Source organism: Peptostreptococcus equinus (assembly GCF_027125355.1).
GTDB classification, from domain to species: domain Bacteria; phylum Bacillota; class Clostridia; order Peptostreptococcales; family Peptostreptococcaceae; genus Peptostreptococcus; species Peptostreptococcus equinus.
On the sequence record NZ_CP114052.1, the window covers coordinates 1038843 to 1064127 of the forward strand.

21 protein-coding genes are annotated in these 25285 nt (G+C 28.4%); 3 read left to right on the forward strand and 18 right to left on the reverse strand.

Annotated features, from left to right (window positions below):
• Window positions 1-85: 85 nt before the first annotated feature.
• Both O0R46_RS05240 and O0R46_RS05245 read right to left on the reverse strand, forming a co-directional pair.
• Window positions 86-760, reverse strand: coding sequence for a uracil-DNA glycosylase (locus O0R46_RS05240; protein ID WP_269310673.1), 675 nt, complete (start codon window positions 758-760; stop codon window positions 86-88).
• Window positions 761-781: 21 nt separating this feature from the next.
• A complete protein-coding gene (locus O0R46_RS05245; RefSeq protein WP_269310674.1) occupies window positions 782-1153 on the reverse strand; it encodes a NusG domain II-containing protein in 372 nt (123 codons plus the stop codon).
• A gap of 73 nt (window positions 1154-1226) precedes the next feature.
• Here O0R46_RS05245 and O0R46_RS05250 point away from each other — a divergent pair, with 73 nt between their 5' ends.
• Complete coding sequence (locus O0R46_RS05250) at window positions 1227-2276, forward strand: FAD:protein FMN transferase (RefSeq protein WP_269310675.1); 1050 nt, start codon at window positions 1227-1229, stop codon at window positions 2274-2276.
• Between the two features lie 71 nt (window positions 2277-2347).
• Here the strand turns inward: O0R46_RS05250 and O0R46_RS05255 are convergent, their stop codons facing one another.
• The 9 genes from O0R46_RS05255 to O0R46_RS05295 all read right to left on the reverse strand — a co-directional run bounded on the left by O0R46_RS05255 (window position 2348) and on the right by O0R46_RS05295 (window position 13058).
• On the reverse strand, window positions 2348-4543 hold the full coding sequence (locus O0R46_RS05255) for an AMP-binding protein (RefSeq protein WP_269310676.1): 2196 nt from the start codon (window positions 4541-4543) through the stop codon (window positions 2348-2350).
• Between the two features lie 98 nt (window positions 4544-4641).
• Window positions 4642-5547 (reverse strand): alpha/beta hydrolase, encoded by a 906-nt coding sequence (locus O0R46_RS05260; RefSeq protein ID WP_269310677.1) that lies wholly within the window; start codon window positions 5545-5547, stop codon window positions 4642-4644.
• Between the two features lie 32 nt (window positions 5548-5579).
• Window positions 5580-7151: a fibronectin type III domain-containing protein gene (locus O0R46_RS05265; RefSeq protein WP_269310678.1), complete on the reverse strand. Its 1572-nt coding sequence runs from the start codon at window positions 7149-7151 to the stop codon at window positions 5580-5582.
• Window positions 7152-7173: 22 nt separating this feature from the next.
• The gene (asnB, locus tag O0R46_RS05270) at window positions 7174-9027 is read right to left on the reverse strand and encodes an asparagine synthase (glutamine-hydrolyzing) (RefSeq protein WP_269310679.1); all 1854 of its coding nucleotides are present in this window, start codon (window positions 9025-9027) and stop codon (window positions 7174-7176) included.
• A 71-nt stretch (window positions 9028-9098) separates the two neighbouring features.
• Window positions 9099-9320 carry a hypothetical protein gene (locus O0R46_RS05275; RefSeq protein WP_269310680.1) on the reverse strand — a complete coding sequence of 74 codons (222 nt, stop codon included), beginning with the start codon at window positions 9318-9320 and terminating at the stop codon, window positions 9099-9101.
• Between the two features lie 150 nt (window positions 9321-9470).
• The gene (locus O0R46_RS05280; RefSeq protein ID WP_269310681.1) at window positions 9471-10085 is read right to left on the reverse strand and encodes a hypothetical protein; all 615 of its coding nucleotides are present in this window, start codon (window positions 10083-10085) and stop codon (window positions 9471-9473) included.
• Between the two features lie 210 nt (window positions 10086-10295).
• Window positions 10296-11804, reverse strand: a complete 1509-nt coding sequence (locus tag O0R46_RS05285; protein WP_269310682.1) for a phosphohexomutase domain-containing protein — start codon at window positions 11802-11804, stop codon at window positions 10296-10298.
• A gap of 18 nt (window positions 11805-11822) precedes the next feature.
• Complete coding sequence (gene fsa / locus O0R46_RS05290; protein WP_269310683.1) at window positions 11823-12473, reverse strand: fructose-6-phosphate aldolase; 651 nt, start codon at window positions 12471-12473, stop codon at window positions 11823-11825.
• 12 nt (window positions 12474-12485) lie between these two features.
• Window positions 12486-13058: a xanthine phosphoribosyltransferase gene (locus O0R46_RS05295; RefSeq protein ID WP_269310684.1), complete on the reverse strand. Its 573-nt coding sequence runs from the start codon at window positions 13056-13058 to the stop codon at window positions 12486-12488.
• Window positions 13059-13270: 212 nt separating this feature from the next.
• Between O0R46_RS05295 and O0R46_RS05300 the strand changes: the two genes are divergently transcribed.
• Window positions 13271-14770: an IMP dehydrogenase gene (locus O0R46_RS05300; protein ID WP_269312537.1), complete on the forward strand. Its 1500-nt coding sequence runs from the start codon at window positions 13271-13273 to the stop codon at window positions 14768-14770.
• A 67-nt stretch (window positions 14771-14837) separates the two neighbouring features.
• On the opposite strand, the gene O0R46_RS05305 is transcribed toward O0R46_RS05300, so the two are convergent.
• Complete coding sequence (locus tag O0R46_RS05305) at window positions 14838-16469, reverse strand: M3 family oligoendopeptidase (protein WP_269310685.1); 1632 nt, start codon at window positions 16467-16469, stop codon at window positions 14838-14840.
• Window positions 16470-16688: 219 nt separating this feature from the next.
• Between O0R46_RS05305 and O0R46_RS05310 the strand changes: the two genes are divergently transcribed.
• Entirely contained in the window at window positions 16689-17762 is a 1074-nt protein-coding gene (locus tag O0R46_RS05310) for a PTS sugar transporter subunit IIC (RefSeq protein ID WP_269310686.1), read from the forward strand.
• Between the two features lie 59 nt (window positions 17763-17821).
• On the opposite strand, the gene O0R46_RS05315 is transcribed toward O0R46_RS05310, so the two are convergent.
• The 6 genes from O0R46_RS05315 to purC all read right to left on the reverse strand — a co-directional run bounded on the left by O0R46_RS05315 (window position 17822) and on the right by purC (window position 25192).
• On the reverse strand, window positions 17822-19096 hold the full coding sequence (locus tag O0R46_RS05315) for a biosynthetic peptidoglycan transglycosylase (protein ID WP_269310687.1): 1275 nt from the start codon (window positions 19094-19096) through the stop codon (window positions 17822-17824).
• 14 nt (window positions 19097-19110) lie between these two features.
• Window positions 19111-19635, reverse strand: a complete 525-nt coding sequence (locus tag O0R46_RS05320; RefSeq protein ID WP_269310688.1) for a 3'-5' exonuclease — start codon at window positions 19633-19635, stop codon at window positions 19111-19113.
• A 1-nt stretch (window position 19636) separates the two neighbouring features.
• Window positions 19637-20524, reverse strand: a complete 888-nt coding sequence (locus tag O0R46_RS05325) for a tRNA 2-thiocytidine biosynthesis TtcA family protein (RefSeq protein WP_269310689.1) — start codon at window positions 20522-20524, stop codon at window positions 19637-19639.
• A 61-nt stretch (window positions 20525-20585) separates the two neighbouring features.
• A complete protein-coding gene (locus O0R46_RS05330; protein ID WP_269310690.1) occupies window positions 20586-22823 on the reverse strand; it encodes a type IA DNA topoisomerase in 2238 nt (745 codons plus the stop codon).
• 206 nt (window positions 22824-23029) lie between these two features.
• Window positions 23030-24469, reverse strand: coding sequence for an amidophosphoribosyltransferase (gene purF / locus O0R46_RS05335; RefSeq protein WP_269310691.1), 1440 nt, complete (start codon window positions 24467-24469; stop codon window positions 23030-23032).
• Window positions 24470-24496: 27 nt separating this feature from the next.
• The gene (purC, locus tag O0R46_RS05340; protein WP_331275630.1) at window positions 24497-25192 is read right to left on the reverse strand and encodes a phosphoribosylaminoimidazolesuccinocarboxamide synthase; all 696 of its coding nucleotides are present in this window, start codon (window positions 25190-25192) and stop codon (window positions 24497-24499) included.
• Between the last annotated feature and the right edge of the window lie 93 nt (window positions 25193-25285).

The following is a 25285-nucleotide window of genomic DNA, read 5'->3' on the forward strand; positions in this document are numbered from 1 at the left end:
TTATCATAGTTACCTATAATGTTCAACTATAATATAGTATAACGTTATAGAAAAAACATATAACAAACAAAAGACTTTTCTATAATTATATATTATCAATTTTCCAATCTATAGGATCTTTACCAATATTTTCTAATATTTCATTAGTCTTTTTAAAATGATTACATCCGAAAAAACCTCTATGTGCTGACAATGGACTTGGATGTGGAGCTTCCAATATATAATGCTTACTTGTATCAATTATTGACTTTTTACTCCTTGCATTTGCTCCCCATAATATAAAAATCACTGGATCATTTCTTTGACTCAAATATTTAATTACAGAGTCAGTAAACAATTCCCATCCCTTACCTTTATGAGAATTTGCTTGATGTGCTCTCACAGTTAGTGCGGTATTTAAGAGCAAGACTCCTTGATCTGCCCATTTTGCTAAATATCCATTGTTTGGAATTTCATATCCAAATTCTTCTTTTATCTCCTTATACATATTTAATAATGAAGGTGGAATCTTTATACCCTTTTGTACTGAGAAAGCAAGACCATGTGCTTGGCCTATATCATGATATGGATCTTGACCTAGTATCAAAACTTTGGTGTTAGAATATGATGTAGATTTTAATGCGTTAAAAATTGAAAACATATCTGGAAAAATTTCATAATTCTTATATTCATATTTTAAAAACTCTCTTAGTTTCAAATAATATTCTTTTTTAAATTCTTCCTTTAGTATTTCATCCCAGTCATTACCTAAATTAACCATTTCTACACCACCTTTAATCATTTATTGAGCTATTACATCATTTTCTTTTTTACTTTCATCATCACTTACTATCTTTACATTTAGCTTATGCGGTAAACATACTATACTTTGACCTGGTTTACTTATAAATCCTGTTTTAACACAGACTTTATCAGGACAATTTGTTTCAATCATCTCTATTCCATTATCATGTATTTTTAAAACGTTTTTATTACCAGCATCACTAATATATATCTTTTTTTCTTTATCTAAAGAATAAGTTCCGTATAATTTATTTTTCAAATATATTTCTACTCTATCACCTTTATCTTTATTTATAAATTTATTTATAATTATAAATTGTCCAATTAAAATTGCTACTATCAGTATTAAAATAATATCTCTCTTTTTCATTACTTCTCCTAAATTTATGATATAATAATTATGTTCATTCAATTTTAATTATAACATAAAAAAGGGAGGAAAAATGAAAAAAAAATTAACGATTATTTTAGCTTTACTTTTGTTATTTTTTGCAGGACTTTATATAATTAAGGAAGATCCATTTACAAAAAAAGGTACATTTAGTAAAACTAATTACTATTTAGATACAGTTAATACGGTTACAATCATAGATGTTAAAGAAAAAGATCAAGCTAAAATATTATCTGATGTAGATAATACAATTAGAGATATACATAACGAAATGAGTCTTCAGCAATCATCAAGCAATATTAATAAGTTAAATGACAAGGCTGGGATAGAGCCAGTAAAAGTCTCAAACGATATATACAATATAATAGATAAATCAATAAAATATTCAAAACTAACTGATGGAACTTTTTCTACTGCTGTAGGACCATTGACATTATTGTGGGGTATCGGAGGAGAATCACCTAAAGTACCTACAAAGGAAGAAATCGATAAAGTACTTCCTTTACTAAATTATAATGATATTGTCCTAAACGAAAAAGAGCATACAATTTTTTTAAAGAAAAAATCTATGAAAATTGATTTAGGTGGTATAGCCAAGGGATACTGTGCTGATAAACTAGCCAGACAATTAAAAAGCAAAGGTGTAAAAAATGCTATTATAAATCTCGGTGGAAACATATATGTATATGGTAAAAATCAAAAGGATAAAAACTTCACTGTTGGAATACAGGATCCATCAGCTTCAAATCAAGAAGTTATGGGTCAAGTTACACTTACTAATAAATCTGTGGTAACTTCTGGTATATATGAAAGATATATAGAGAAAGATGGAAAAATATATCATCATATGCTTGACCCAAAAACTGGATATCCATTTGAAAATAACTTGAGTAGTGTTACTATAATTTCAGATAATTCAGTAGATGGAGACTCGCTTTCTACTTCTACATATGGGCTTGGATTAGAAAAAGGTATGAATTTTATTAATTCATTAGATGGTGTAGATGCAATATTTATTACAAAGGACAAAAAAGTCTATGTTACTAAGAATATAAAAAATATACTAAAAATTACTAAAAAGAACTATCATCTAGCAAACTAATAATCTCTAAAAAATAAATGGTTTCAGGTATATAAATATATACCTGAAACCATTTTTAATATTTAAATATTTTATAAATTTGGAAGTGCTTTCTTATCAACCTTACCTATTGGTGTTACAGGTAATACGCATAATCTAGAAATATTTTTTGGAATCATATGAGGTGGTAAGTTATTTTCCAGGAATTCTCTTACTTTTTCAGTTGGATAATAATCCTCATATGGTACATAAAATGCATCCAAATATTTTTCTCCATTCTCATCTTCTTTTTTAACTACAACACAGTTTTTAATTTCTGGTATCATAGTAATCATATTCTCTATTTCAAAAATTTCTATTCTTATACCATTGATTTTTATCTGAGAGTCCATACGACCTATTATTGCTATTGTTCCATCAATATCAATCCACTTTGCTAAATCTCCAGTTCTATACATTTTTTTAGTGTATTCATCATGTGCAAATGGATTATCTACAAATGATCTTTTATTTTGTTCCTCATTATTAAGGTAACCATTTGCAATTTGTATTCCAGATAAACAAAGTTCACCAGGAACTCCAATTGCACATACATTATTATTTTTATCTATAATATATGCTTCTGTATTGTAAATAGGCCTACCGACTGGAACTAAATCATAATACTTATCTACATGAAATTTTGTACACAATACCGTGAATTCAGCTGGACCATATTCATTGTAAATATCATAATTTCTTTTTATATATCCCTTAAATTTATCTCCTCCAACTTGTAAAATACGTAAGTTTGGACAAGGACAGTTCATCATAAATAACTTACCCAATATAGATGGAAGTGCCAAAATTGTTACATTCTTTTTTATGCAATAATCTTCGACAGTATATTCATTCTCCCTAGCTGCTTCAGGTAATATGTCTACCCTTGCACCTATTAGAAGATACGGAAATATTTGTTTCATTATGGCATCAAAACTAAAACTTAAATATACACCACATATATCTTTTTCATTAGCATTAATATAATCTATGCTAAAATATGACATATTCATAAGGCTTTCATGCCTTATACTTATACATTTTGGTCTACCACTAGTTCCTGATGTAGATATTCTATAAGCTTCATCCTTGGGATTAATCTTTGTATAAATTTCTTTGATACTTTCTAAATATCCTAAGTTATCTATACACAAATATTTATATTCAGGAAATCCTTTTTCAATTCTATCTGTAAAATACTGAGCCGTAAGTATTAATTTTGCTCTTCCATCTTCTAATAAATAGTTTATTCTTTCATTTGGATTTGTTCTATCTATAGGAAAAAAAACAGCTCCTATTTTTATAATTGATATTGCTGCTAATACAACATTTTTATTTCTACCTTGAATTACAGCAATTGTATCTCCTTTTTCTACACCCATTTCTAAAAGCTTACTTGCAATTTTATCAGTTATTATATCCATATCTCTATAAGTTATATCTTCACTTGAATCAGATATTGCAATATTATTAGGTGTTTTTTTTATTTGATTTTTTAATTTATCTAAATATGATATACTTGGATCAAAATCAAATTTATTTCCATCCAGTATATTAGTGAACATTTCTTCATGTTCCTCTTTCATATTCTGAATGCTATTTAGTCTAATTTCATTATTATTTATAACTTGATTTAATATATATTTGTATAGATAAATTATACTTCTAGCGGTTCTCTTATCATAAAAACATGACTTATATACTAACTTTAGTCTTATTCCATCTTTTATATTAGCTTTCATAAATAAGTCCACTTTTAAATTTTTTTCATCAATAAAAGAATTTGAATTTAATATATCTAAATTAAACATTGTATTTATTAATTTATCATTCATACTACTTTTATATGCATTTGATGAGTACATATAATAGTCAAATTCATCTGATTCATTACTTTGATCCATAACGCTTTTCACTAAGTCCACAAACTTGATATTCTGATTCTTAACATGTATTCTTATAGGAAGCATCATAAGGTTTTTAGCAAAAACTACATCATCTTCGTATGTAAACCTCTGCAATACAATTCCGTATACGGATATTAGTAAAGATTCTATATCTAGTTGATTTTTATCACAGTATTCTAGTATTTTATCATAGTTAGTTTTTTTTATTGTTTTTTGTATTATAGAAAAATTACATGAATCATCCTTTATAAAATCATTAGGAAATCTAGCGAGAGTAATATAATCTTTTAAAAGATTTGACCAATATTTTTCTGCCTTTTCATAATGTTTATTATCAGTCATTATTCTACCCCCTTAACTTTTATTTAGAATAATATAAATAATATTTAAATAAGTATACAAGTATAAGTTCATTATTATACCCGTATACTTATATTCATTTAATCATTAATATATGATGAATTATTATCAATAAAATTTATAATTTTTTCTATGGTCTTAGTCTTTTGTTTCTTTTCTGTGATTAATGCTTTATTATCATTATTTATAAGCTCTATATTAGCAAAATTTGTATTATTTGCTCCTTCTATTTGATAGAAATATGTATTCTTTGATTCACCACTTTTAGTATTTTTATAATTATCATAGTTAATTAGGCCATCTTTAGTACCTGAAATAAAAAGTGTAGGTTTATTAATTAACTTTAAATCATCTCCCTTTGGATATGTTCCCAAGAATATAACTCCCTGAATATTTTCATATTTAGCTGATTCTGACATAACTAAATCCCCAGATTGAGAATGGCCAATGCAGTACCAATTTTTCACATCCAAATTTGTTTCAATAATATTTTCTATTGAAGATTTTGAAAATGCAGGATAATTCATATTTAATTTTACAACTACTACTTTATAGCCTTCTCTTGCAAGTTTATTAGCAATGTAGGCATATGATTTAGGCTCGACTTTTTCACTAGGAACAATTACTATTCCATCTTTTTTAGATAAGTATGCTGGTGTAAATATTAAATTATCTTTTTTATCATTTTCAACTTTAACTTGATTATTAGATTGCATATATTGTCTAATATCGCCGCTAATCTTGTAGGTTTGATTAATATTATAAATAAAAGCTATAAGAATAACAATGATAAATATTAAAAAAGCTATTGCGGTATTTTTATATAATTTTCTTCTTCTTTCATTTTTTTTACGATTTCTCTCTTTTTCTACCTCTTTATCAATACTAAGAGATTTTTCTAATTCTCTTGTAATACTTAATGTATCAAATTTTTTATCACGCTTATTCTTTTTGACTCTTATTTTTGAATCTTTATTTTCATTCAAGCTAACACCTACTTTCTAAAATTTCATTATGGTTAACGCTTATAAGCAAGTGGATTACTAAAGTCTGAAATTTGTCCTTTTTTACTTATACCTACAATATAAAAATCATAATTTAAATCATTGCTATCAAAATAAACAGGCTTCTTTATAGTTACTTTATTATTTTTTATATTTTTAGCTAACATTATATATGATTTATCTTTAAAATCATGATTAGCATAATATACTCTATATGAGTATGTATCTTTATTCAATTTGTCCCAACTTAGTTGTATATTTTGATTATCAGGACTTATTTTATATTTTACATTACTTACTTTTAATTTCTGATATTGATTTTTATCATTCATATCGATTGTCAATATATCACTCTTTTTAGTAGTTAATTCATTGTTATATCCTATAACATAAAACTCATATTTAGAAGATTTTTTATCTCTATTTTCTAAAGTGATATGTTGTGATAATCTATTTCCTTTTGGCAACTTTTCTGAGCTTGTGTTTATATTTGAATAAAAATTAAATTTATCATCATCAGTATTTTTCATGTATACTTTATAATTATCTACCCTTTCATTATAATCCCATCCTAATTCTATTGAAATTTTATTATCTTTTTTAGTAGTAAAATATTGTAGATTTTCTATTTTTAAATTTTCAAAAGATGGTTTATTAACGTATATTGATGTATTGTAACTCCTATCACCAGACTTGATATTTAGTTTATATCTCCCAGGTCTATAAGCTTTTATTTTACCGTCACTCGTAACATCAACACCCCTTATAGTTCTAAGACCACTATCAGTATATCTTTTTACTATATTTTTATCATAAATATTTTCATCTATTTTATCTTCGACTGTATATGTTACTTTACTTTTTTTATTTATAGGAAAAGTCTTTATTTGCACATCAATATTAGTCTCTTGACCAGCTTCCAAATTGTAGGAATCTTTTGCACTTAAGGAGACTACTTTGGGATAAATAAGAAATGAAGTCTGTATTTCTCTTCTAGCATATTTGGAAATTAATTTACACTCTCCAACACCAGTTGCTTGTATAGTGTTGTTTTCAACTTTTAATATTTCTGGGTTAGTAGAAGAATATTGTAATTTGTATCCATCAGATAATTTTTTATAGTCTTCTATATCTACAAAACTTTTTATACTAGCCTTATCACCAACATATTTTATCTGGTTACTCAATTTTATCTCCATATTTGTAATTTTAGGATTTACAACCATTATATTTACTTTTCTAAGAACTCTGTTTTTATTTAATATTCCAAGTGTTGCCAAGCCTTCTTTATTGGCTATCAAAACATTATCTTTTATACTTACTACACCATTATTGTTTAATGTAACAATTGATAAATCTGGCTTTTTTGAAAATCCTGGAACTACTACATAATTTCCTAATGACATTGGGAGCTTATCTCCCACTTTCACAACATATTTGTTAGTATTTGTTATAAAATTTCCGCCATTAATATGTATATCAATAGCTTTAATCATGGGGTTAATATATCCAAATCTTAAACCGAAAAATAAAACTATTAATACTACTGGTGTAGTAAGTAATGAAATAAATTTCTTATTTGACATATTAACCCCCTAATATTTTTAGCTATGCTATTTCATCAATAAAATATCTCTTATACCATACAAGAAAGACTAATATTGTATATATTTTTCTTGCATTATTAGTAACTCCATTATAATGATCGTCTAATAATTTATTAATCTTTTCTTTATCAAAAAACTGGTCTACATAATCAGCTTGGAAATATTCCTTGACAAAATTATAATATTTTTCTTCCTGGAACCAAAGTCTAATTGGAACTGGGAATCCTTTCTTCTTTCTCTTGAACCATTCTTCAGGTAAAGACTTTTCTGCAGCTTTTCTTAATACATATTTAGTAGTACCCTTAGTAATCTTTTGTTCACTTCCAATTTGCTCTCCAACCTTCATTACTTCCTTGTCAAGGAAAGGTACTCTAAGCTCTAATGAATGGGCCATGCTCATTTTATCTGCCTTTTGTAGTATGTCACCTTCCATAAATAGTTTAATATCTAAAAACTGCTTTTTAGTAACATCATCCTTACCTTTTACAAGAGCATATACTTCATTTGTAATATCTTTTACTGATCTAGAATTATGGAAATTAGAATTTAATATATCCTTTGCTTCATCTTCTTCAAATATCAAAGCTTCACCAATAAATGTTTCTTCCACAGGTCTTCCTGCTCTTAATAATGTGGTTTTTCCATGAAAATTAGGCATAGATTTTGCAATAGCTGCTGCAGGCTTCAAAATAAATCCTGGTAATTTTTTTAATTTTTTCTGTCCAGTATCTATATCATACCATTCATAGCCACCAAATATTTCGTCTGCACCCTCACCTGAAAGTACAACTGTTACACCATTATCTTTTACTAATTTAGATAAAAAATAAAGTGGTAAAGTTGATGGATTTGACTGAGGTTCATCCATGTGGTATTGAATGGTTGAAAGCATTCCTAGACAGTCATCAGCGTTAATAGTCTTTCTTATATTTTCTATATTAAGTATTTTTGATAAATCTGCTGCTAAAGTCGATTCATCAAAATTATCTTGCTCGAATCCTATTGAAAAAGTCTTATCAGGCATCAAAGTGGCAGTGATATAACTGGAATCTATCCCACCAGATAAAAATGAGCCTACTGGAACATCAGAATGCTTATGTATTCTAACAGAGTCTTCAACTATAGCTCTGATATCTTCAATGTTTTCTTCTAATGATTTATGTTTATCATTAAAATCGACTTCCCAATATTTCTTTATATCCATTTTACCATCTTGATATGTAAAATAATGACCTGGTCTTAGTCTTTTTACACCCTTGAAGAAAGTTTCATCTGGCTGTGATGAATATTGGAAAGTAAGATAAGGTTTTAGTGCCTTCTCATTTACTTCTTTTACAAAAGATGGATGCTCTAAAAATGATTTAATTTCAGATGCAATCATCATTGATTTTTGTCCCTCGTATTCATATTCGTAGTAATAATATGGCTTTATACCAAAATTATCTCTAGCACCAAATGCCTTTTTTTCTACTTTATCCCATATACAAAAAGCAAACATACCTCTTAATTTGTTAACTAGATCTTCACCATATTCCATATATCCGTGAATTAATACCTCGCTATCTGTATTACTTTTAAACTTGTATCCTTTTTTAATCAGGTCTTCTTTAATTTCCATATAATTGTATATTTCACCATTAAAAACCAAAATTTTATTTCCATCTTCACTATATAGTGGCTGTGCACCCGCTTCTGATAAATCTAATATAGATAATCTTCTAAAACCTAAGGCACAAGAATCATCTATGTATTTTCCACCCATATCCGGTCCTCTATGAACTATTCTGTCCATCATCTTTTCAACTATTTCTTCTTTATTTTCTCTTTTATCAAAGAAACCTATAAATCCACACATAAATTATTACATCCTTCCATTATCCTAATTATATTTTACAATAAGTATATTTTACAAAAATAATATTAAATTTAGCTAAAACCATTATATTTTTTTAATTTTTTGTAAGCTAAATTCGATAATACAAATACTATTACAAATAGTAGTACATAGTATATTATACATTTTACAATATTATTGTTAAATTGACTGTTAAAAGTACCGTTATTTGTTTTAATAAATAAGTCGACACCACATGCACCAAGCGCAAATAAGAGTGAATTCCTAAATTGTTTTCTATCAATTTTTTCCACAAAATTCTCCAATCATAATAAAAATCTATATTTTGACTAATTACATTATACTAGAATGAACTAATCACTTCAACAAACAATAAAAAAATAACGTTGAAAATGTGATTAATATTTTCAACGTTATTTATATTTTATAATATTTATAATCTACTATTCAGCTATATCAAAATAACCAGATGGGTGATAGTAGTATACTTCGTTAGTGTGTTTATCTACAAAATACGCATAATCAGTTGGTTTGTTAGGGAAATACATATATCCTTCATGTCCTTTTACTTTTATTGCGCCAAAATCAGATTCAGTTCCTAGATAATCATAAGTAGTATTCTTACCATATCTATTTTTTAATAATTTTTCAGCTTCTTCTTTTGTTAGCCCATTGTTTACAACAACTTGCTTTTTATTAGCTATAGCGTTGTTATTTTTAACAACATTGCTATTTTTATTTCTTATTTGATTATTATCTACTATTTGATCCTTATTTTCCTGTTTATAAACATTTTTTGAAGTTACTTGCTTTTCAACTATTGTATCATCTTTATTTATGACTTTATCGTCTATTGCACTTTCATCATAGTTATATTCACTCTGTAGTTCTTCTCTAGCAATATTTTTTTGAGTGGTATTTTTCTTTGGTTCTACACTCGCATACATTACATCTTGATTACTTTTATCTTGGCTTAAATTGCTTATTGCCATACTTATTGGACTTAATGTTAATACACCTGCCAATAATATTCCTGTTGCAAATAATTTCTTTTTCATAGCTACCACTCCTTTTAATTTATATTTTTATCCAATTTCTTGGATGTAATTTACTATGTTTTCTATATTTATATAATACCACAACTAATCAAAAATATTCATTACAGCATCGTTATTTGACATTACAATCTTGTCACTATTATTACAAATTGTAACAAAAAAATAGGCCTAGTTATAACTAGGTCTATTACATTATATAATATCTAATTTTTATTTTGGAAATTCTAAATCAAATGACTTTAATATAGAACTAATATTATCAAATAAAGCTTTTGAACCATTTTCCACATCCGATTCTATGTTTAGCACCAATAATGGCTCATGAAGTGATGATCTTAATAAAAACCATCCTTGTTGATTATTTTTATTTGATTTTACTCTTACTCCCTCATAATTTGGCTCTACTATTTCCCAATCTTCAATTTCTAGGGCTTTTTCTTTTACACTTTCTATAATAGAACCCGCATATTCTTTATAATTATTATTTTTTATTTTAATTCTACACTCTAAAGATTCTTTTGCTTCTCTTAATTCAGAGATGAGTTCAGAAACATCTTTATTTTCTTTGAACATTTTTGCTGCTTTTATTAATATTTTAGCTACTAAATAAGCGCCATCATCTAAAAAATAATTTTCTTTCATAGCTGCATGACCAGATGTTTCAATAGCCAAAGGTGAGTTTATACACTCATTGTTTAGCCTAATAGATTCGTTTATTACATTTTTATAACCTCTTTTGAATCTATAATGGACACCACCTAATAATTTTATATATTCCCCTAGTCCATCAGAAGTTACAGAATCAGTTACTATTGTTGAACCTGGATTTTCTTCTAATACTATAGAAGAAATCAAAGCTATTAATGCATTCTTATTTATCTCTTTACCATATTTGGATACTACAGCTGCTCTATCAACATCTGTATCAAATATTATACCTAAATCTGCATTGGCATTTAACGTAGCCTTTGATATAGCTTTCATGGCTTCTTTATTTTCAGGATTTGGTATATGATTTGGAAAATGACCATCAGGTTCTAAAAATTGACTTCCTTTAGTATTTGCGCCCAAATCTTCAAGTACTTTATTGGCAAAAAAGCCACCAGCACCATTACCTGCATCTACTACAATCTTCATACCTGCAAATGGTTTATTGTAGTTATCTTTAGAGTCCACACCCTTTTTTATAATTTCTTTTAATTCGTTTGAATAGTCATCAATTAAATTTCTTTCAGTTATGTTGGACTTTATATCGTCTATTTTATCATCTAAATTTGCCTCTACACATATATCTAAAACTTCTTTTAAATCCTCTTTATTTAGGCAACCTTCTCTAGTAAACATCTTCATACCATTATATATATATGGCATGTGGCTCGCTGTAAACATGATTGCACCAGTAGCTTTATAGTCCTCTAATATCGTTGACATAAACATAGAAGGTGTAGTAGCAAGGCCACAATCTATCACATTTACTCCAACTTTTACAAGTTCCTGTGCACATATATTTCTAAATTTTGGTCCAGTAACTCTTGAATCCATCCCCAAGGCAATTGATATATAACTTGTTTTATTCTTATTCTTAAGCCATTTAGCAAATGATTTCGCAATCATACATACCTCAATCTCAGATAAGTTAATCTCTAAATCACTATTTTTGTCTTTATATGCTACTCCTCTAATATCGGTACCATTTTGTAGAGAGTATAATTCTTTCATATAGTCACCTTCTTATAATTATATTGTCAACGATGCTTTTTCTGCATCCTTAATAAATCCTTCTATTCCCTTATCTGTTAGCGGATGTTTAATCATTTGATTTATAACTTTATATGGAACAGTAGCTATATCTGCACCTAATTTAGCCGCTTCAATTACATGAAGAGGATTTCTAACACTTGCTACTATTACCTCTGTTGCTATATAGTTTACTTCAAATATCTGTGTAATTTCACTTATTAAATGAAGTCCATCAAATGATATATCATCTAATCTACCTACAAATGGACTAACATACGTAGCTCCTGCTCTAGCAGCTAGCAATGCTTGACTAGCTGAAAATATTAGAGTCACATTAGTTCTAATCCCTTCTTCTGTCAAAGCTTTTACTGCCTTTAAACCCTCAGCACACATAGGTATTTTAATAACTATATTTTCATGTATCTGTGCTAGTTTTTTACCTTCTTTTATCATAGATTTACTATCTAAACTTAATACTTCGGCGCTGATAGGACCATCTACTATTGAAGTTATCTCTTGTACAACCTCTGAAAAATCTCTTCCTTCCTTTGCTATTAGTGAAGGGTTTGTAGTAACACCACATATAACTCCTAATTCATTAGCTTCTTTGATTTCTTCAATATTAGCTGTGTCGATAAAAAATTTCATCCTTTTCCTCCATTATTTAAATCTTATAGTTTTATTTTCTAAGGATTCAATACAAGCAAGTGATTCAACCCTTATATCTTGTTCTTTTAATTTCATACTAGCATATTCGTATGACTTCTCTATTACTATACCCACACCAATTAGTTCTACCTGTGCTTCTTTGATTATATTCATCAAACCCATAACACTTGAGCCTTTGGCTAAAAAATCATCTATAATTATAACCTTATCACCCTTTTTAAGATATCTTTTTGATATCATTAAATCATAATCTTGATTTTTTGAAGAAGAATAAACTTTAGTATGATATAAAGCTTCATCCAAATTTCTTGATTTAGTCTTTTTTGCGAAAATTACTGGAATATTATCAAAATATTGAGCAGTTATAGTTGCTATAGCAATTCCTGATGATTCTATCGTGATAATTTTATCTACATTAATATCAGAAAATCTCTTTTTAAACTCTAGTCCAATTTGATTTAGTAGCCCAACATCAATTTGATGATTTAAAAAATTATCTACCTTTAAAATATTATTCTGATTTACTGTACCATCAATCAAAATTCTATTTTTTAATACTTCCATGTGATTTTTCCTTTCTTAATAATGTAGTATAATAACTATTATATATTATACTTTTTCTTTTTTCTACAATTTATCAATTAAATCTAGACAAATTATTGAATAAGTGATAGAATTTGCTATTATACTATTTATTAAATAATTAATAATTGTTTAAATATTTAGTTATATGAGGAAAAAATAAATTAATTATTAAAAAGGAGATGAAAAAATCAATGGCATACTATTTCGATACTCCATCTAGAACTTTCAGTGAGTATTTACTAGTTCCAGGCTATTCTTCTGCAGACTGTATACCTGCAAATGTAAGCCTAGAAACACCACTTGTAAAATTTAAAAAAGGTGAAGAACCTGAATTGAAAATGAACATACCACTAGTTTCCGCTGTTATGCAGGCCGTTTCTGATGATAAAATGGCTGTAGCATTATCAAAAGAAGGTGGTGTTTCTTTTATATTTGGTTCTCAGACAATAGAAAATCAAGCAGCTATGGTTGCAAGAGTAAAAGCACACAAGGCTGGTTTTGTAGTAAGTGATTCAAATCTTACACCAGAACATACTTTAAATGATATATTAGATTTAAAAGAAAAAACTGGTCATTCTACTGTTGCTATTACAGATAACGGAACTGCTACAGGTAAACTATTAGGTATTGTTGCAAGTAGAGATTATAGAGTATCAAGAATGGATGGCAGTGAAAAAGTTAAAACTTTTATGACTCCAATAGAGAAAATTGTATCTGCTCCTAAGGATGTAACCCTTAAAGAAGCAAATAATATAATATGGGATAATAAATTGAACTCTTTACCAGTATTAGATGAGAAAGGAAATTTAGTGCACATGGTATTTAGAAAAGACTATGATTCACATAAACAAAATCCTTTGGAATTGCATGATAAACTAAAAAGATATGTAGTTGGTGCTGGTATTAATACAAGAGACTATGAAGAAAGAATACCAGCTTTAATTGAAGCTGGAGTAGATGTATTATGTATTGATTCATCTGAAGGATATTCTGAATGGCAAGCCAAAACAATTAAGTGGGTTCGTGATACTTATGGCGAAACAGTTAAAATAGGAGCTGGTAATGTCGTAGATAGAGAAGGGTTTAGATTCCTTGCACAAGCTGGTGCTGACTTTATAAAAATAGGTATCGGTGGTGGATCTATTTGTATCACAAGAGAACAAAAAGGTATAGGGCGTGGTCAAGCCACATCTGTAATCGATGTTGCAAAGGCTAGAGATGAATACTTTGAAGAAACTGGTGTATATATTCCAATATGTTCAGACGGTGGTATAGTATATGATCATCATATTACATTAGCACTTGCAATGGGTTCAGATTTTGTAATGCTTGGTAGATATTTCTCAAGATTTGACGAATCTCCAACTAATAAAGTAAATATAAACGGATCATACATGAAAGAATACTGGGGAGAAGGTTCTGCAAGAGCAAGAAACTGGCAGAGATACGACCTTGGTGGAGATAAAAAGCTATCTTTTGAAGAAGGTGTTGATTCATATGTTCCATATGCAGGTTCATTAAAAGACAATGTCAATATGACTTTAGCTAAGGTAAGATCAACAATGTGTAATTGTGGAGCTCTTACAATACCTGAATTACAAGAAAAAGCAAAATTAACAGTTGTATCTTCTACTTCAATAGTCGAAGGTGGCGCTCACGATGTATTGTTAAAAGATAATAGAAACCTATAAAAATTAATTTAAAATAGTATTATGAAAATAAACCCATCACAATAATTATTAATGTGATGGGTTTATTTTAAATTTCTTTAAAAGGATTTTTAAGCCCTGAGTTTTCTACAAGTTCTATAAATGAATACTCTCCCCCAACCTTGCACATTTTTATATAAATACTCCAAGCTTTTTTATAATCTACTTGCATCAATTCATATAATTCAAGTGCACATAATTGAGCTAATACATAATCTATGTAGTAAAAAGGATCTTTGTATATATGTCCTTGCCTAAACCAATAACCTCCCCTATCAAGTAAATCTAAATCTTGATAATCTCTGTTTGGCATATATATTTTTTCCAATTCTCTCCACTTATTTTTTCTTTGAACTGGGCTCATATTTGGATTTTTATAGATTTCATGTTGAAAATGGTCGACCAAACACCCATATGGTAAAAATTTTATTGCAGATTCATAATGATAAGTCTTGTATTTTTCCTCATCTTCACCAAAGAATAATTTCATCCACGGATATGTGAAAAATTCCATACTCATTGAGTGTATCTCGCAAGTATCCAAGGTTGGAAATAATAATTCAGGAACTTTAATTTCTCTAGATAAATACATCTGTAGTGCATGACCTGCTTCATGGGTTAGTACATCAATATCATCCACACTTCCATTAAAGTTACCAAAAATAAAAGGTTCTCTATATGAATTTAAAAACGTACAGTATCCGCCCATAGCTTTTGACTCTCTAGCTTCAACATCAAATAGGTTATTATTTGTAAGAAAATCATAGAATTCTTTACTTTCATTTGACATTTGACTATACATAATTTTGCCTTGTTCTATAATATAATTGCCATCACCTACTAATTTTGCATTACCTTCTAAAAAATCTAGTTTTTCATCGTAATATGATATTTTATCAACACCTATTCTTTTAGCCTGATTTTTATATATTTTATTTACTTGCGAAATGTATGTTTCTCTAACATTTTTTCTAAGTTGATCTACCATTTTAGGATTATAATCAGTTCTGTCCATTCTATAATAAGCAAGTTCTATAAAGTTTTCATAACCCATTCTTTTTGCCATTTCATGTCTAATTTTTACAAGTTGATCAAAAATACTATCAAATTTATCTTCATTCTCTTCAAAAAAACTAGTATGTGCTTTTATTGAACTTCTTCTAATTTTTTCATCATTAGATGACATATAAATGGATAAATCTGATAAATTACATATTTTATTATCAAAAAGTATTTTTGCTGATGCAAGTAGCCTTGTGTATTGAGACATTAATATATTTTCTTTTTGTAATAAATAAATTATCTTATCAGAAAAACTCTTTAATCTACAATTTAGCAGTCTGTAATATTGCTGTCCGTATTTTTCTATTATATTGATCTTATATGTTGATCCGAGTACCGCTCTATAGAATATATTATCAAGTGAATCATAAAGCGGAGATTTTTCATCCCAATAAACATTTTCTTTTTCATAAAAACTGTCTTTTGTGTTTATGGAATAACGTATTTCACTATATACTTTCATTGTTTGTACTTTATCTCTAAGTTTATTTATTTTATTAAACAAATTATCAAATTCTTCAAAAGTTCTAGTATTTTTTAATTCACTTATATAAAGAGTAATGTTTTCTTTATATGTATCATAATCGGGTCTAGTATAAATTATTTTATTGAAATCCATATTAATTACCTTTCTTTTATTGTTCACATATATAGAATACCATAAGATAATTAAATGGGATATAGAATAAAAGAACTAATATGAATATGGTATTATTTTATTGTATATTTAATAACATATTTATTTTATATTATTTTACAAAACTATAAACCTTGATATTTGCAGTTACAAACATTATAATATACATATGTCTTGACATATATTTTTAGGGGGTTTGAAATGAAAAACAATAAATTAAAAGCATTCTTTCATCGATACTTTATAGTAGGACTGAACGGAATGGCCTTAGGACTTTTTTGTACTTTGATAATTGGACTTATTATAAAGCAAATAGGATCAAGTTTTAGTGGACCATTTTCCATATTTTTAATCGCTATTGCAAGTGTTGCTATGTCATTAACTGGACCAGTAATAGGTATAGGAGTTGCACATGCTCTTGAATCTCCTAAATTAGTAATTTTAGCTTCAGGAGTAACAGGTTTTATAGGTGCCTTTGGTTCTGCCTTACATTCTGGTCAATTAGTAAGCAGCGCTGGTAAAATTATTGTATCTGGTTCTGGAGATCCATTAGGAGCCTTTATCGCTGTAGTAATCGGGGCTGAAATAGGCAGATTAGTTAGCGGAAAAACAAAAGTAGATATAATTGTAACACCCTTTATAACTATTTTAGTAGGTTCTATAATTGCTTATTTTATAGGACCTTATCTAATAGCTGGTATGACAGCCTTAGGTCAATTTATTAAAGTTTCTACTGAACTACAACCGTTTATTATGGGTATAATAGTGTCAGTAGTTATGGGTATAGTATTGACACTTCCAATAAGTTCAGCTGCACTATCCATTATTTTAGGTTTAGGTGGTATTGCATCAGGTGCTGCAACTATAGGTTGTTCAGCACAAATGATAGGTTTTGCAGTAATTTCTTATAAAGAGAACGGTATAAATGGGCTTTTGGCACAAGGTTTAGGAACTTCAATGCTACAAGTGCCTAACATTATGAGAAAACCAATTATATGGCTACCACCAATTATTTCTAGTGCTATTTTGGGACCAATTTCTACAATTGTATTTAAAATGGAGAACAATGCTGCTGGTGGTGGTATGGGTACATCTGGTTTAGTAGGTCAATTAATGACATGGCAAACAATGTCAGGTTCAAGATCTTCTCTTATTTTACTTATAGAAATACTTATTTTACACTTCATTTTACCGGCTATTATTTCATTAACTGTAGTAAAAATAATGAGAAAAAAAGGTTTGATCAAGTATGGGGATTATAAATTAGATTTATAAGCTGCTATACTCTTTAAAGAATAAAAATGAAAAAATACCGGATTAAAATCCGGTATTTTTTATCTATCTATTTCTGATTTAAAAGGTGTGTCTCTATAAAGTTGTGCCTTATATACATTTTCTTTTATATATCCTAAATTATACATTTTCTTAAGTACTAAGGCTTGTCTCTTCTTTGCTTGTTCATAATTTTGATATAATGCTGGATTATTTGTAATGCCAGCCAACATCGTTGACTGACCAAATGTCAACTCCCACACATTCTTCCCAAAGTACAATTGGGATCCTGCTTGTACACCATAAGATGATTTACCCAAATATATATTATTTAGATATGCTTCCAATATTTCATCTTTAGTCATTATCTTATTTAATCTATATGCATTATACATATCTTGTACTTTTCTTTTTAAAGATTTCTCATTACTTGTGAGTAAATTTTTTGATACCTGCATATCTATAGTACTTCCACCTTGACTAGGACCATATTTTATATTTACAAATAGAGATCTCATCATTGATTTATAGTCTACTCCACCATGTTTATAAAATCTTTCATCTTCAATAGAAATAACAGCATTCTGTAATTCTTTAGGTATTCTCTTTATAGAGACTGGATCCTTATTAATATATGATTCTCTTACTGTTCTTTTAGTAAGTTCTGGCATATCTGCAACTACACTTCTAAAATATAAAAATCCTGCAGAACTAATAAGTATAAATATAATTAAAAATGATATTATAAGTCTTTTTAAAATCCTAAAAACCATTGCTCTTTTTGTATCGTTCTCATGACTATATTCTTCATATAAATCATCATAATCATATTCTTCTTTATTATTTCTTATAAATCTATTTCGAAAAACATTACTAATAGAAAATTTTCTACTTACAATATCTTCTTCGTCTTTATATCTACTTCGCCTATAATTGATTTCATTATTTTTTAAATCAGATTCATTTTTAAATTCAGATCCACTTGATTGAGTTTTTTTTATCCTAATTTTGTTAGAATTTTTATCAAAATTATCTTTATATCTTTTCCTTTTGATTTCGTTATAATCGATATGTCTATCACTAGGTAATCTATTATCATCTATAGGATATTTGTTATACTTGTATTTAGAGCCATCTATTCTATTACTACTAGTAAACTCTCTTTCACGATTTCGTCTCAATTCTTCATTTCTTCTCTCTATCCTACTGGAAAGACTTGTATCTTCGTAGCTAAATTTTTCCCTACGCTTTTGTGATAGGTCTATGGGAGCATTATTTTTGGATTTTGACGAAACTTTTTTTCTTCTAATTTTGTTAATTTCGTTGTTATCTGACATATTTACCCCCGCGATTAAAGTCTATCTTCTCTAATCTTTAAAAATAATTTAGCAGTAGCATGTGTATCTGAATAAGCTCTATGTGCATTTGAATTTTCTATACCATAAAAATTACAAGCTGTTTCTAATTTTTTATTTTTTCCATTGTAATTCTTAGTTGTTTTAAGCATCTCTACCGTACATATATAGTTTTCTATAGTCTCTAAACCCATAATGCTCAAATAATGATTTAAAAAACCTACATCGAATTTTGCATTATGTGCAATTACAGTTCTATCTCCTATATATTCTCTAAATTTTGGAAGTATCTCTTCAATTTTCTTTTCATTCTCTACCATCTCATTTGTGATATTGGTTAGATTACTGATAAATGTTGTAATAATTGAATTAGGTTTTACTAATCTTGAGTAGTTAAGCTTAATATCATCACCTTTAATTTCTGTAACTCCAATTTCTATAATTTCATCACCGTTTTGCGGATTTAAACCAGTGGTTTCAAGATCAACTACTATATATTCATCCAAAAAGTAATTTTCCATATTACTCCTCCTCTTCAAACTTTTCTAAAAACGTATGTCTGTGCCCATCTATCTGCCATCCCAATACAGAGTCTATATTTACATTTTCTGCAGCCTTAAAAATAGATTTTTCAACATTAGTGAAATTTTTAGATAAGTTTCTTATTAAATCCTTTATTTCATATCTCTTGTTTCCAGTTTTTTTTGCTGCAACCATACATGCACAGTTAAGTGGCCATATACCAATATAGTTAATCCATTTAATTATATCGTCTTCTCTAATATAATATAAAGGTCTTATTAACTCTAATCCTTTGAAATTTGTAGATTTTAACTTTGGTAACATAGTTTTGAAGTTACCAGAACATAACACGTTTAGCATTGTTGTTTCTATTACATCATCAAAATGATGTCCTAGCGCAAGTTTGTTGCAACCCAATTCTTCAGCTTTGCCATAAAGAGCTCCTCTTCTCATTCTTGCACACATATAGCAAGGATAATCACTAGCTATCTTATCAGCAACATCAAATATATTTGCATCAAATATGTTAAGCGGTACATCTAAATACTCCATATTATCCTCTAATAACTTTCTAATGCTATCATGATAGCCTGGATCCATAGCCAAGTATACCACTTCAAAGTTTACTTGAGAATGCCTTTTTAGCTCTTGAAACATTTTTGCCATCAATATACTATCTTTACCACCTGAAATAGCTACTGCTATCTTGTCACCTTCTTCTACCAATTCATATGTCTTTATAGCCTTTATAAATTTAGACCACAGTTTTTTTCTATACCTTTTTGTAATTGACTTTTCTATCTCTTTTAAAGTCTTTTTATCTTCATCGGGAACTAATATCTCACATCCGTTACCCGCAATACCATTATCTGCCACTATTGCCTCCATTATATCTATGTAAAAAATATAAATTTTTTCCTATTTATTTTATTTGATTTCTTTTCCTTAATTACCGTTTAGAAATTCTTAGTATAGTCTTATTATCTACAATATCATAAGTTATGTTGGCCTTAAATTTTTCATTCTTATCATCTATAAGACCACTCATTGTAGCTTTCTTGTTTTTGCACAGCGATTTCGCTAATGTTTTATTTGCTTTTTTATTATACTTATTAAGTACATCATCATTTTTCCATAAGGTAAATCCACATTTTTTATAATTTTTACATGCCCATGCTTTATCTGACTCTAATACAGAACCTCCACACTCTGGGCATAGAGCTATTATTTCTAATCCTGTTTCTTTGTCTATATCTTTTTCTTTTCTAGTTTTATTATTAACTGATTTATCAGCACCAGCTTTATTAGATGATTTTTTTTCAGATTTAGTTTCCTTACCTAAATTTGATTCTTTTACAAATTTCTTTGTTTTAGGATTATATACAATCTTTTCAGGGTTTATCGGTCTAAATCTGTCAGTTTTTATTTTATTTACATTTTCATAAACAAATTTGCATACCATATTCAAGTATTCTTTTCGATTAAATTGCCCTTTTTGAATATCTAAAAGGCTTTTCTCTAATTTTCCTGTAAAATCAACATCAAAAAGATTTTTAACTGGAAATATCTCCACCAAATTTATACCTAATTGTGTAATATAATAGTTTTTTCCTTTTTTATTTACATATCCAACCTGCTTAATTTTTTTCAGTACTTCAGCCCTAGTTGCAGATGTACCAATAGAATATCCAGATAAAACACTTGTATCATCTTCAGATACATTTTTACCACAATTTTTCATTGCCTTTAAAAGAGTATCTTCTGTATACGGCTTTGGTGGACTAGTAAGTTTTTCTACTGGTAAAATACTAATTACTTTAACCTCTTCACCTTTATTCACTATGGGTAGTAAATTATTTTTACTCTCTTTTGCGAACAAATTTAGATATCCCTTTGACACCAAAACTTTGCCTTTTGTAATAAAATCATGTTTATCAACACTTGTTATTATTTCTGTATTTTCATATTCAGCTGGTGGCATAAAGTTCGCTAAAAACCTATTTTTAATTGCATTATATACAATCTTTTCATCTGATGTTAGTGAATCAGGTGCAAGTATGTAGGTAGGTATTATAGCACTATGGCTTTCCACCTTTGAAGAATCGAAAACTCTTTTTGATTTGGAAAATTTAATCAATGATTCATTAGGATGTCCATTTTTTTGCACATCTAATGTTTTCTTTACCTTATCAACTAAGGATTCTTCTAAATAAATGGAATCCGTTCTAGGATATGTAATATATCCACCTTTACCTTTTCCTTCATACAATGACTGGCATACGCTTAAAACCTTATCTGAAGTGAATGAAGCGTATTTAGATGTAATATATCCCTGCAAAGAAGTAAGAGAAAAAAGTTTAGGAGCATATTCTTTCGAACGTGTTACCTTTTTGTCTTTAATTATAGCTATATTTGACTTAATATCATCTATAACTGCCTTTGCATCTTCTTCTTTGTCGAATTTATTGTCTTTTTTTGCCTTATACTTACCAGTATACTCTCCATTTTCAGCTAAAAACTTACCTTCAATTTCATAATACTTTTCTGGAACAAAATTTTTTATCTGCATATCTCTATCATAAATCAATTTTACAGTAGGAAGAATAACTCTACCTATATTCAATAATTTACCGTTGCCATATTTTAGTGTTGCTGCACATGTAAAATTAATCCCTACTAACCAATCAGTCAAAAGTCTAGTATAACCTGCAGCTTGAAGGTTTCTCATTTCCTCATCATCTTTAAGGTTTTCTAGGCCTCTAGTTATATCCTCAGGTGTCCACTCATTTACAAGAATTCTTTTTACTCTCTTTGTATTTTTTGCCATCATAAGAATGAGAAAAGAAATTAATTCTCCTTCTCTATCATTATCTGTAGCATTTATAATATATTCTATATCTTCTCTATTAATAAGAGATTCAACTATTTTAAATTGTTTTTGCTTATCTTTATCTACTTTGAACTTAAATTTATTCTCTGGTATAAATGGATAGTTATCCATTTTCCATGATCCTGAATATTTTTCTTTATCATAATCTTTCATATCATAAAGAGAGATTAGATGACCTACTGCATATGTAATTATATATTTATCACCTTCAAAATATCCATCGCGTCTATTGTTAGCTTTTAAAAATGTTGCTATGGTTTTTGCAACAGATGGTTTTTCAGCTAAGACTAAAATCATAGTTATACCTCATTTCAATAAATTAATCAAACTTTATTATAACCTATTTACATTAATATAGTCAAATTAAGCCATTAAAAATATTAATACATACATTAGTTTATAATATGCTTTTATTATATATTAATAAAAGAAAACCCAGAAATTTAATTTCTGGGTTTTCTATCACTATATTCATTATATTTTTATATTCAATATTTTTAAAATTAAAATACTATCTTTTCCGATGAGCATGCCTTCATATCTACTTCTTCTTTTGGTACTCCACCTCTGTGATTACCAGTAAAACAAGCATCACAAAATTCAAGACCTGGACATAATTCTTGTAAATCTTCTAGACCCAAGAATGATAGTGAATCAGCATTAATTCCTTGTCTTATTTCTTCAATAGAATTATTACATGCTACTAAATTTTCGCTAGTAGGTACATCTGTACCATAATAACAAGGGAATTTAAATGGCGGTGAACTGACTCTAACATGTACTTCTAAGGCACCAGCATTTTTAAGCATTTTTACTATATTTTTTATAGTTGTACCTCTAACTATAGAGTCATCAACCATTACAATTCTTTTACCCTTGACAACTTCTCTAATTACATTTAGCTTAGCTTGAACACTTGATGTTCTTTCATTTTGTTTTGGTTTAATAAATGTTCTTCCTACGTAGGAGTTTTTATAAAAAGCCATGCCATAAGGAATACCTGACTCTTCTGAATATCCAATAGCAGCTGCTAGACCCGATTCTGGCACTCCAACAACTAAATCAGCTTCAACTGGTGCATTTTTTGCTAATATAGCTCCAGCCTTTGTTCTTGAAACATATACGCTTTGTCCGTCTATACAACTATCTGTTCTAGCAAAATATATATATTCAAATATACATCTTGCTTCAGCAACAGGAGGGCATATTCTGTCACTATATATTTCATTGTCAACTATTGTTACAATCTCTCCAGGTTTTACATCTCTTATAAATTCAGCTCCAATGGTATCAAGTGCTGCGGATTCTGAACTTAGGAATAGTGTATTATCTTTTCTTCCAATGCATAAGGGTCTAAAACCTAATGGATCTCTTGCTCCGATTAATTTTGAAGGACTTCCAACAACCAATGAAAATGCACCTGCCAGTTTTTGCGTAGCAGATTTTACAGCTTCTTCAACAGTTTCTGATGTAAGTCTTTCTTTTGCAATTAAATATGCTATAACCTCTGAATCTGTGTTGGTCTGAAATATAGCACCTGTTTGAGATAATTCTTCTTTTAATTGACTAGCATTAGTTAGATTTCCATTATGTGCCATTGATAATATACCTTTTTGGTAGTGTATTACAAATGGTTGTGCATTCTCTCTTCCTACTCCACCAGCTGTAGAATATCTAACATGCCCAACACCTAAATTACCCTTTAGTGAGTTTAATGTATTTTTATTAAAAACCTCATTAACAAGTCCAGTATCTTTATGATACATAACATTTTTGCTTTCTCCATCTGTATCAGTTACTGAAATACCTGCACTCTCTTGTCCTCTATGCTGTAAAGCAAAAAGTCCATAATATATATATGATGCTACATCATCTCCGTCAAAATCATAAGCTCCAAATACTCCGCACTCTTCGCCTAAACCTGTCAATATTTCCTTAGTCATAAAATTTTCTCCCTAATAATATAAGATTTAGAATCCAAGACGTTTTCTAACTTCTGCATAGGCACCTTCTACATTGCCCATATCTCTTCTAAATCTGTCCTTGTCTAACTTTTCATTCGTATATTTATCCCATAATCTGCATGTATCTGGTGATATTTCATCAGCTAGTATAATTTGATTGTGGAATCGTCCGAATTCTAGTTTAAAGTCAACTAGTTTGATATTACACTCGATAAAATAAGCCTTTAAAAGTTCATTTATTTTTAATGCCATTGATTTAATTTCTTTAATTTCTTCTCTTGTTGCCAGCTTAAGTGCTAAAGCAAAGTCATCGTTTATTAGTGGATCACCAAGATTATCGTTTTTATATGAAAATTCTACTGTAGGGTTTTCAAATACAGTTCCTTCTTCAACACCTAGCCTCTTTGAAAAACTTCCTGCCGCAATATTTCTTACTATTACTTCAAGAGGAACTATTTCAACTGCCTTTACAAGAGTATTTCTTGAATTTATTTCTTTTTCAAAATGTGTTTTAATTCCGTTTTTTTCTAAATATTGGAATAGATGATTTGACATTAAATTGTTTATTTCACCTTTTCCTAATATTGTTCCCTTTTTTAATCCATTAAATGCTGTAGCATCGTCCTTATATGATACTATAACATAATCTTTATCCTCAGTTCTATATACTTTCTTTGCTTTTCCTTCATACATCTGTTCCATTTGTTTCAAAATATTACCTCTTTCCCAAATAATAATTCGTACATTTATTGCCTATGTTTATATTTTATTCGTATTTTTATTTTTTTGCAATAG

Excerpts from the sequence above, each read along its gene's own strand:
- O0R46_RS05240 (WP_269310673.1), bottom strand. The coding sequence starts at position 760 with ATGGTTAATTTAGGTAATGACTGGGATGAAATACTAAAGGAAGAATTT.
- O0R46_RS05245 (WP_269310674.1), bottom strand. The coding sequence starts at position 1,153 with ATGAAAAAGAGAGATATTATTTTAATACTGATAGTAGCAATTTTAATT.
- O0R46_RS05250 (WP_269310675.1), top strand. The coding sequence starts at position 1,227 with ATGAAAAAAAAATTAACGATTATTTTAGCTTTACTTTTGTTATTTTTT.
- O0R46_RS05255 (WP_269310676.1), bottom strand. The coding sequence starts at position 4,543 with ATGACTGATAATAAACATTATGAAAAGGCAGAAAAATATTGGTCAAAT.
- O0R46_RS05265 (WP_269310678.1), bottom strand. The coding sequence starts at position 7,151 with ATGTCAAATAAGAAATTTATTTCATTACTTACTACACCAGTAGTATTA.
- asnB (WP_269310679.1), bottom strand. The coding sequence starts at position 9,027 with ATGTGTGGATTTATAGGTTTCTTTGATAAAAGAGAAAATAAAGAAGAA.
- O0R46_RS05280 (WP_269310681.1), bottom strand. The coding sequence starts at position 10,085 with ATGAAAAAGAAATTATTTGCAACAGGAATATTATTGGCAGGTGTATTA.
- O0R46_RS05285 (WP_269310682.1), bottom strand. The coding sequence starts at position 11,804 with ATGAAAGAATTATACTCTCTACAAAATGGTACCGATATTAGAGGAGTA.
- fsa (WP_269310683.1), bottom strand. The coding sequence starts at position 12,473 with ATGAAATTTTTTATCGACACAGCTAATATTGAAGAAATCAAAGAAGCT.
- O0R46_RS05295 (WP_269310684.1), bottom strand. The coding sequence starts at position 13,058 with ATGGAAGTATTAAAAAATAGAATTTTGATTGATGGTACAGTAAATCAG.
- O0R46_RS05300 (WP_269312537.1), top strand. The coding sequence starts at position 13,271 with ATGGCATACTATTTCGATACTCCATCTAGAACTTTCAGTGAGTATTTA.
- O0R46_RS05305 (WP_269310685.1), bottom strand. The coding sequence starts at position 16,469 with ATGGATTTCAATAAAATAATTTATACTAGACCCGATTATGATACATAT.
- O0R46_RS05310 (WP_269310686.1), top strand. The coding sequence starts at position 16,689 with ATGAAAAACAATAAATTAAAAGCATTCTTTCATCGATACTTTATAGTA.
- O0R46_RS05315 (WP_269310687.1), bottom strand. The coding sequence starts at position 19,096 with ATGTCAGATAACAACGAAATTAACAAAATTAGAAGAAAAAAAGTTTCG.
- O0R46_RS05320 (WP_269310688.1), bottom strand. The coding sequence starts at position 19,635 with ATGGAAAATTACTTTTTGGATGAATATATAGTAGTTGATCTTGAAACC.
- O0R46_RS05325 (WP_269310689.1), bottom strand. The coding sequence starts at position 20,524 with ATGGAGGCAATAGTGGCAGATAATGGTATTGCGGGTAACGGATGTGAG.
- O0R46_RS05330 (WP_269310690.1), bottom strand. The coding sequence starts at position 22,823 with ATGATTTTAGTCTTAGCTGAAAAACCATCTGTTGCAAAAACCATAGCA.
- purF (WP_269310691.1), bottom strand. The coding sequence starts at position 24,469 with ATGACTAAGGAAATATTGACAGGTTTAGGCGAAGAGTGCGGAGTATTT.
- purC (WP_331275630.1), bottom strand. The coding sequence starts at position 25,192 with ATGGAACAGATGTATGAAGGAAAAGCAAAGAAAGTATATAGAACTGAG.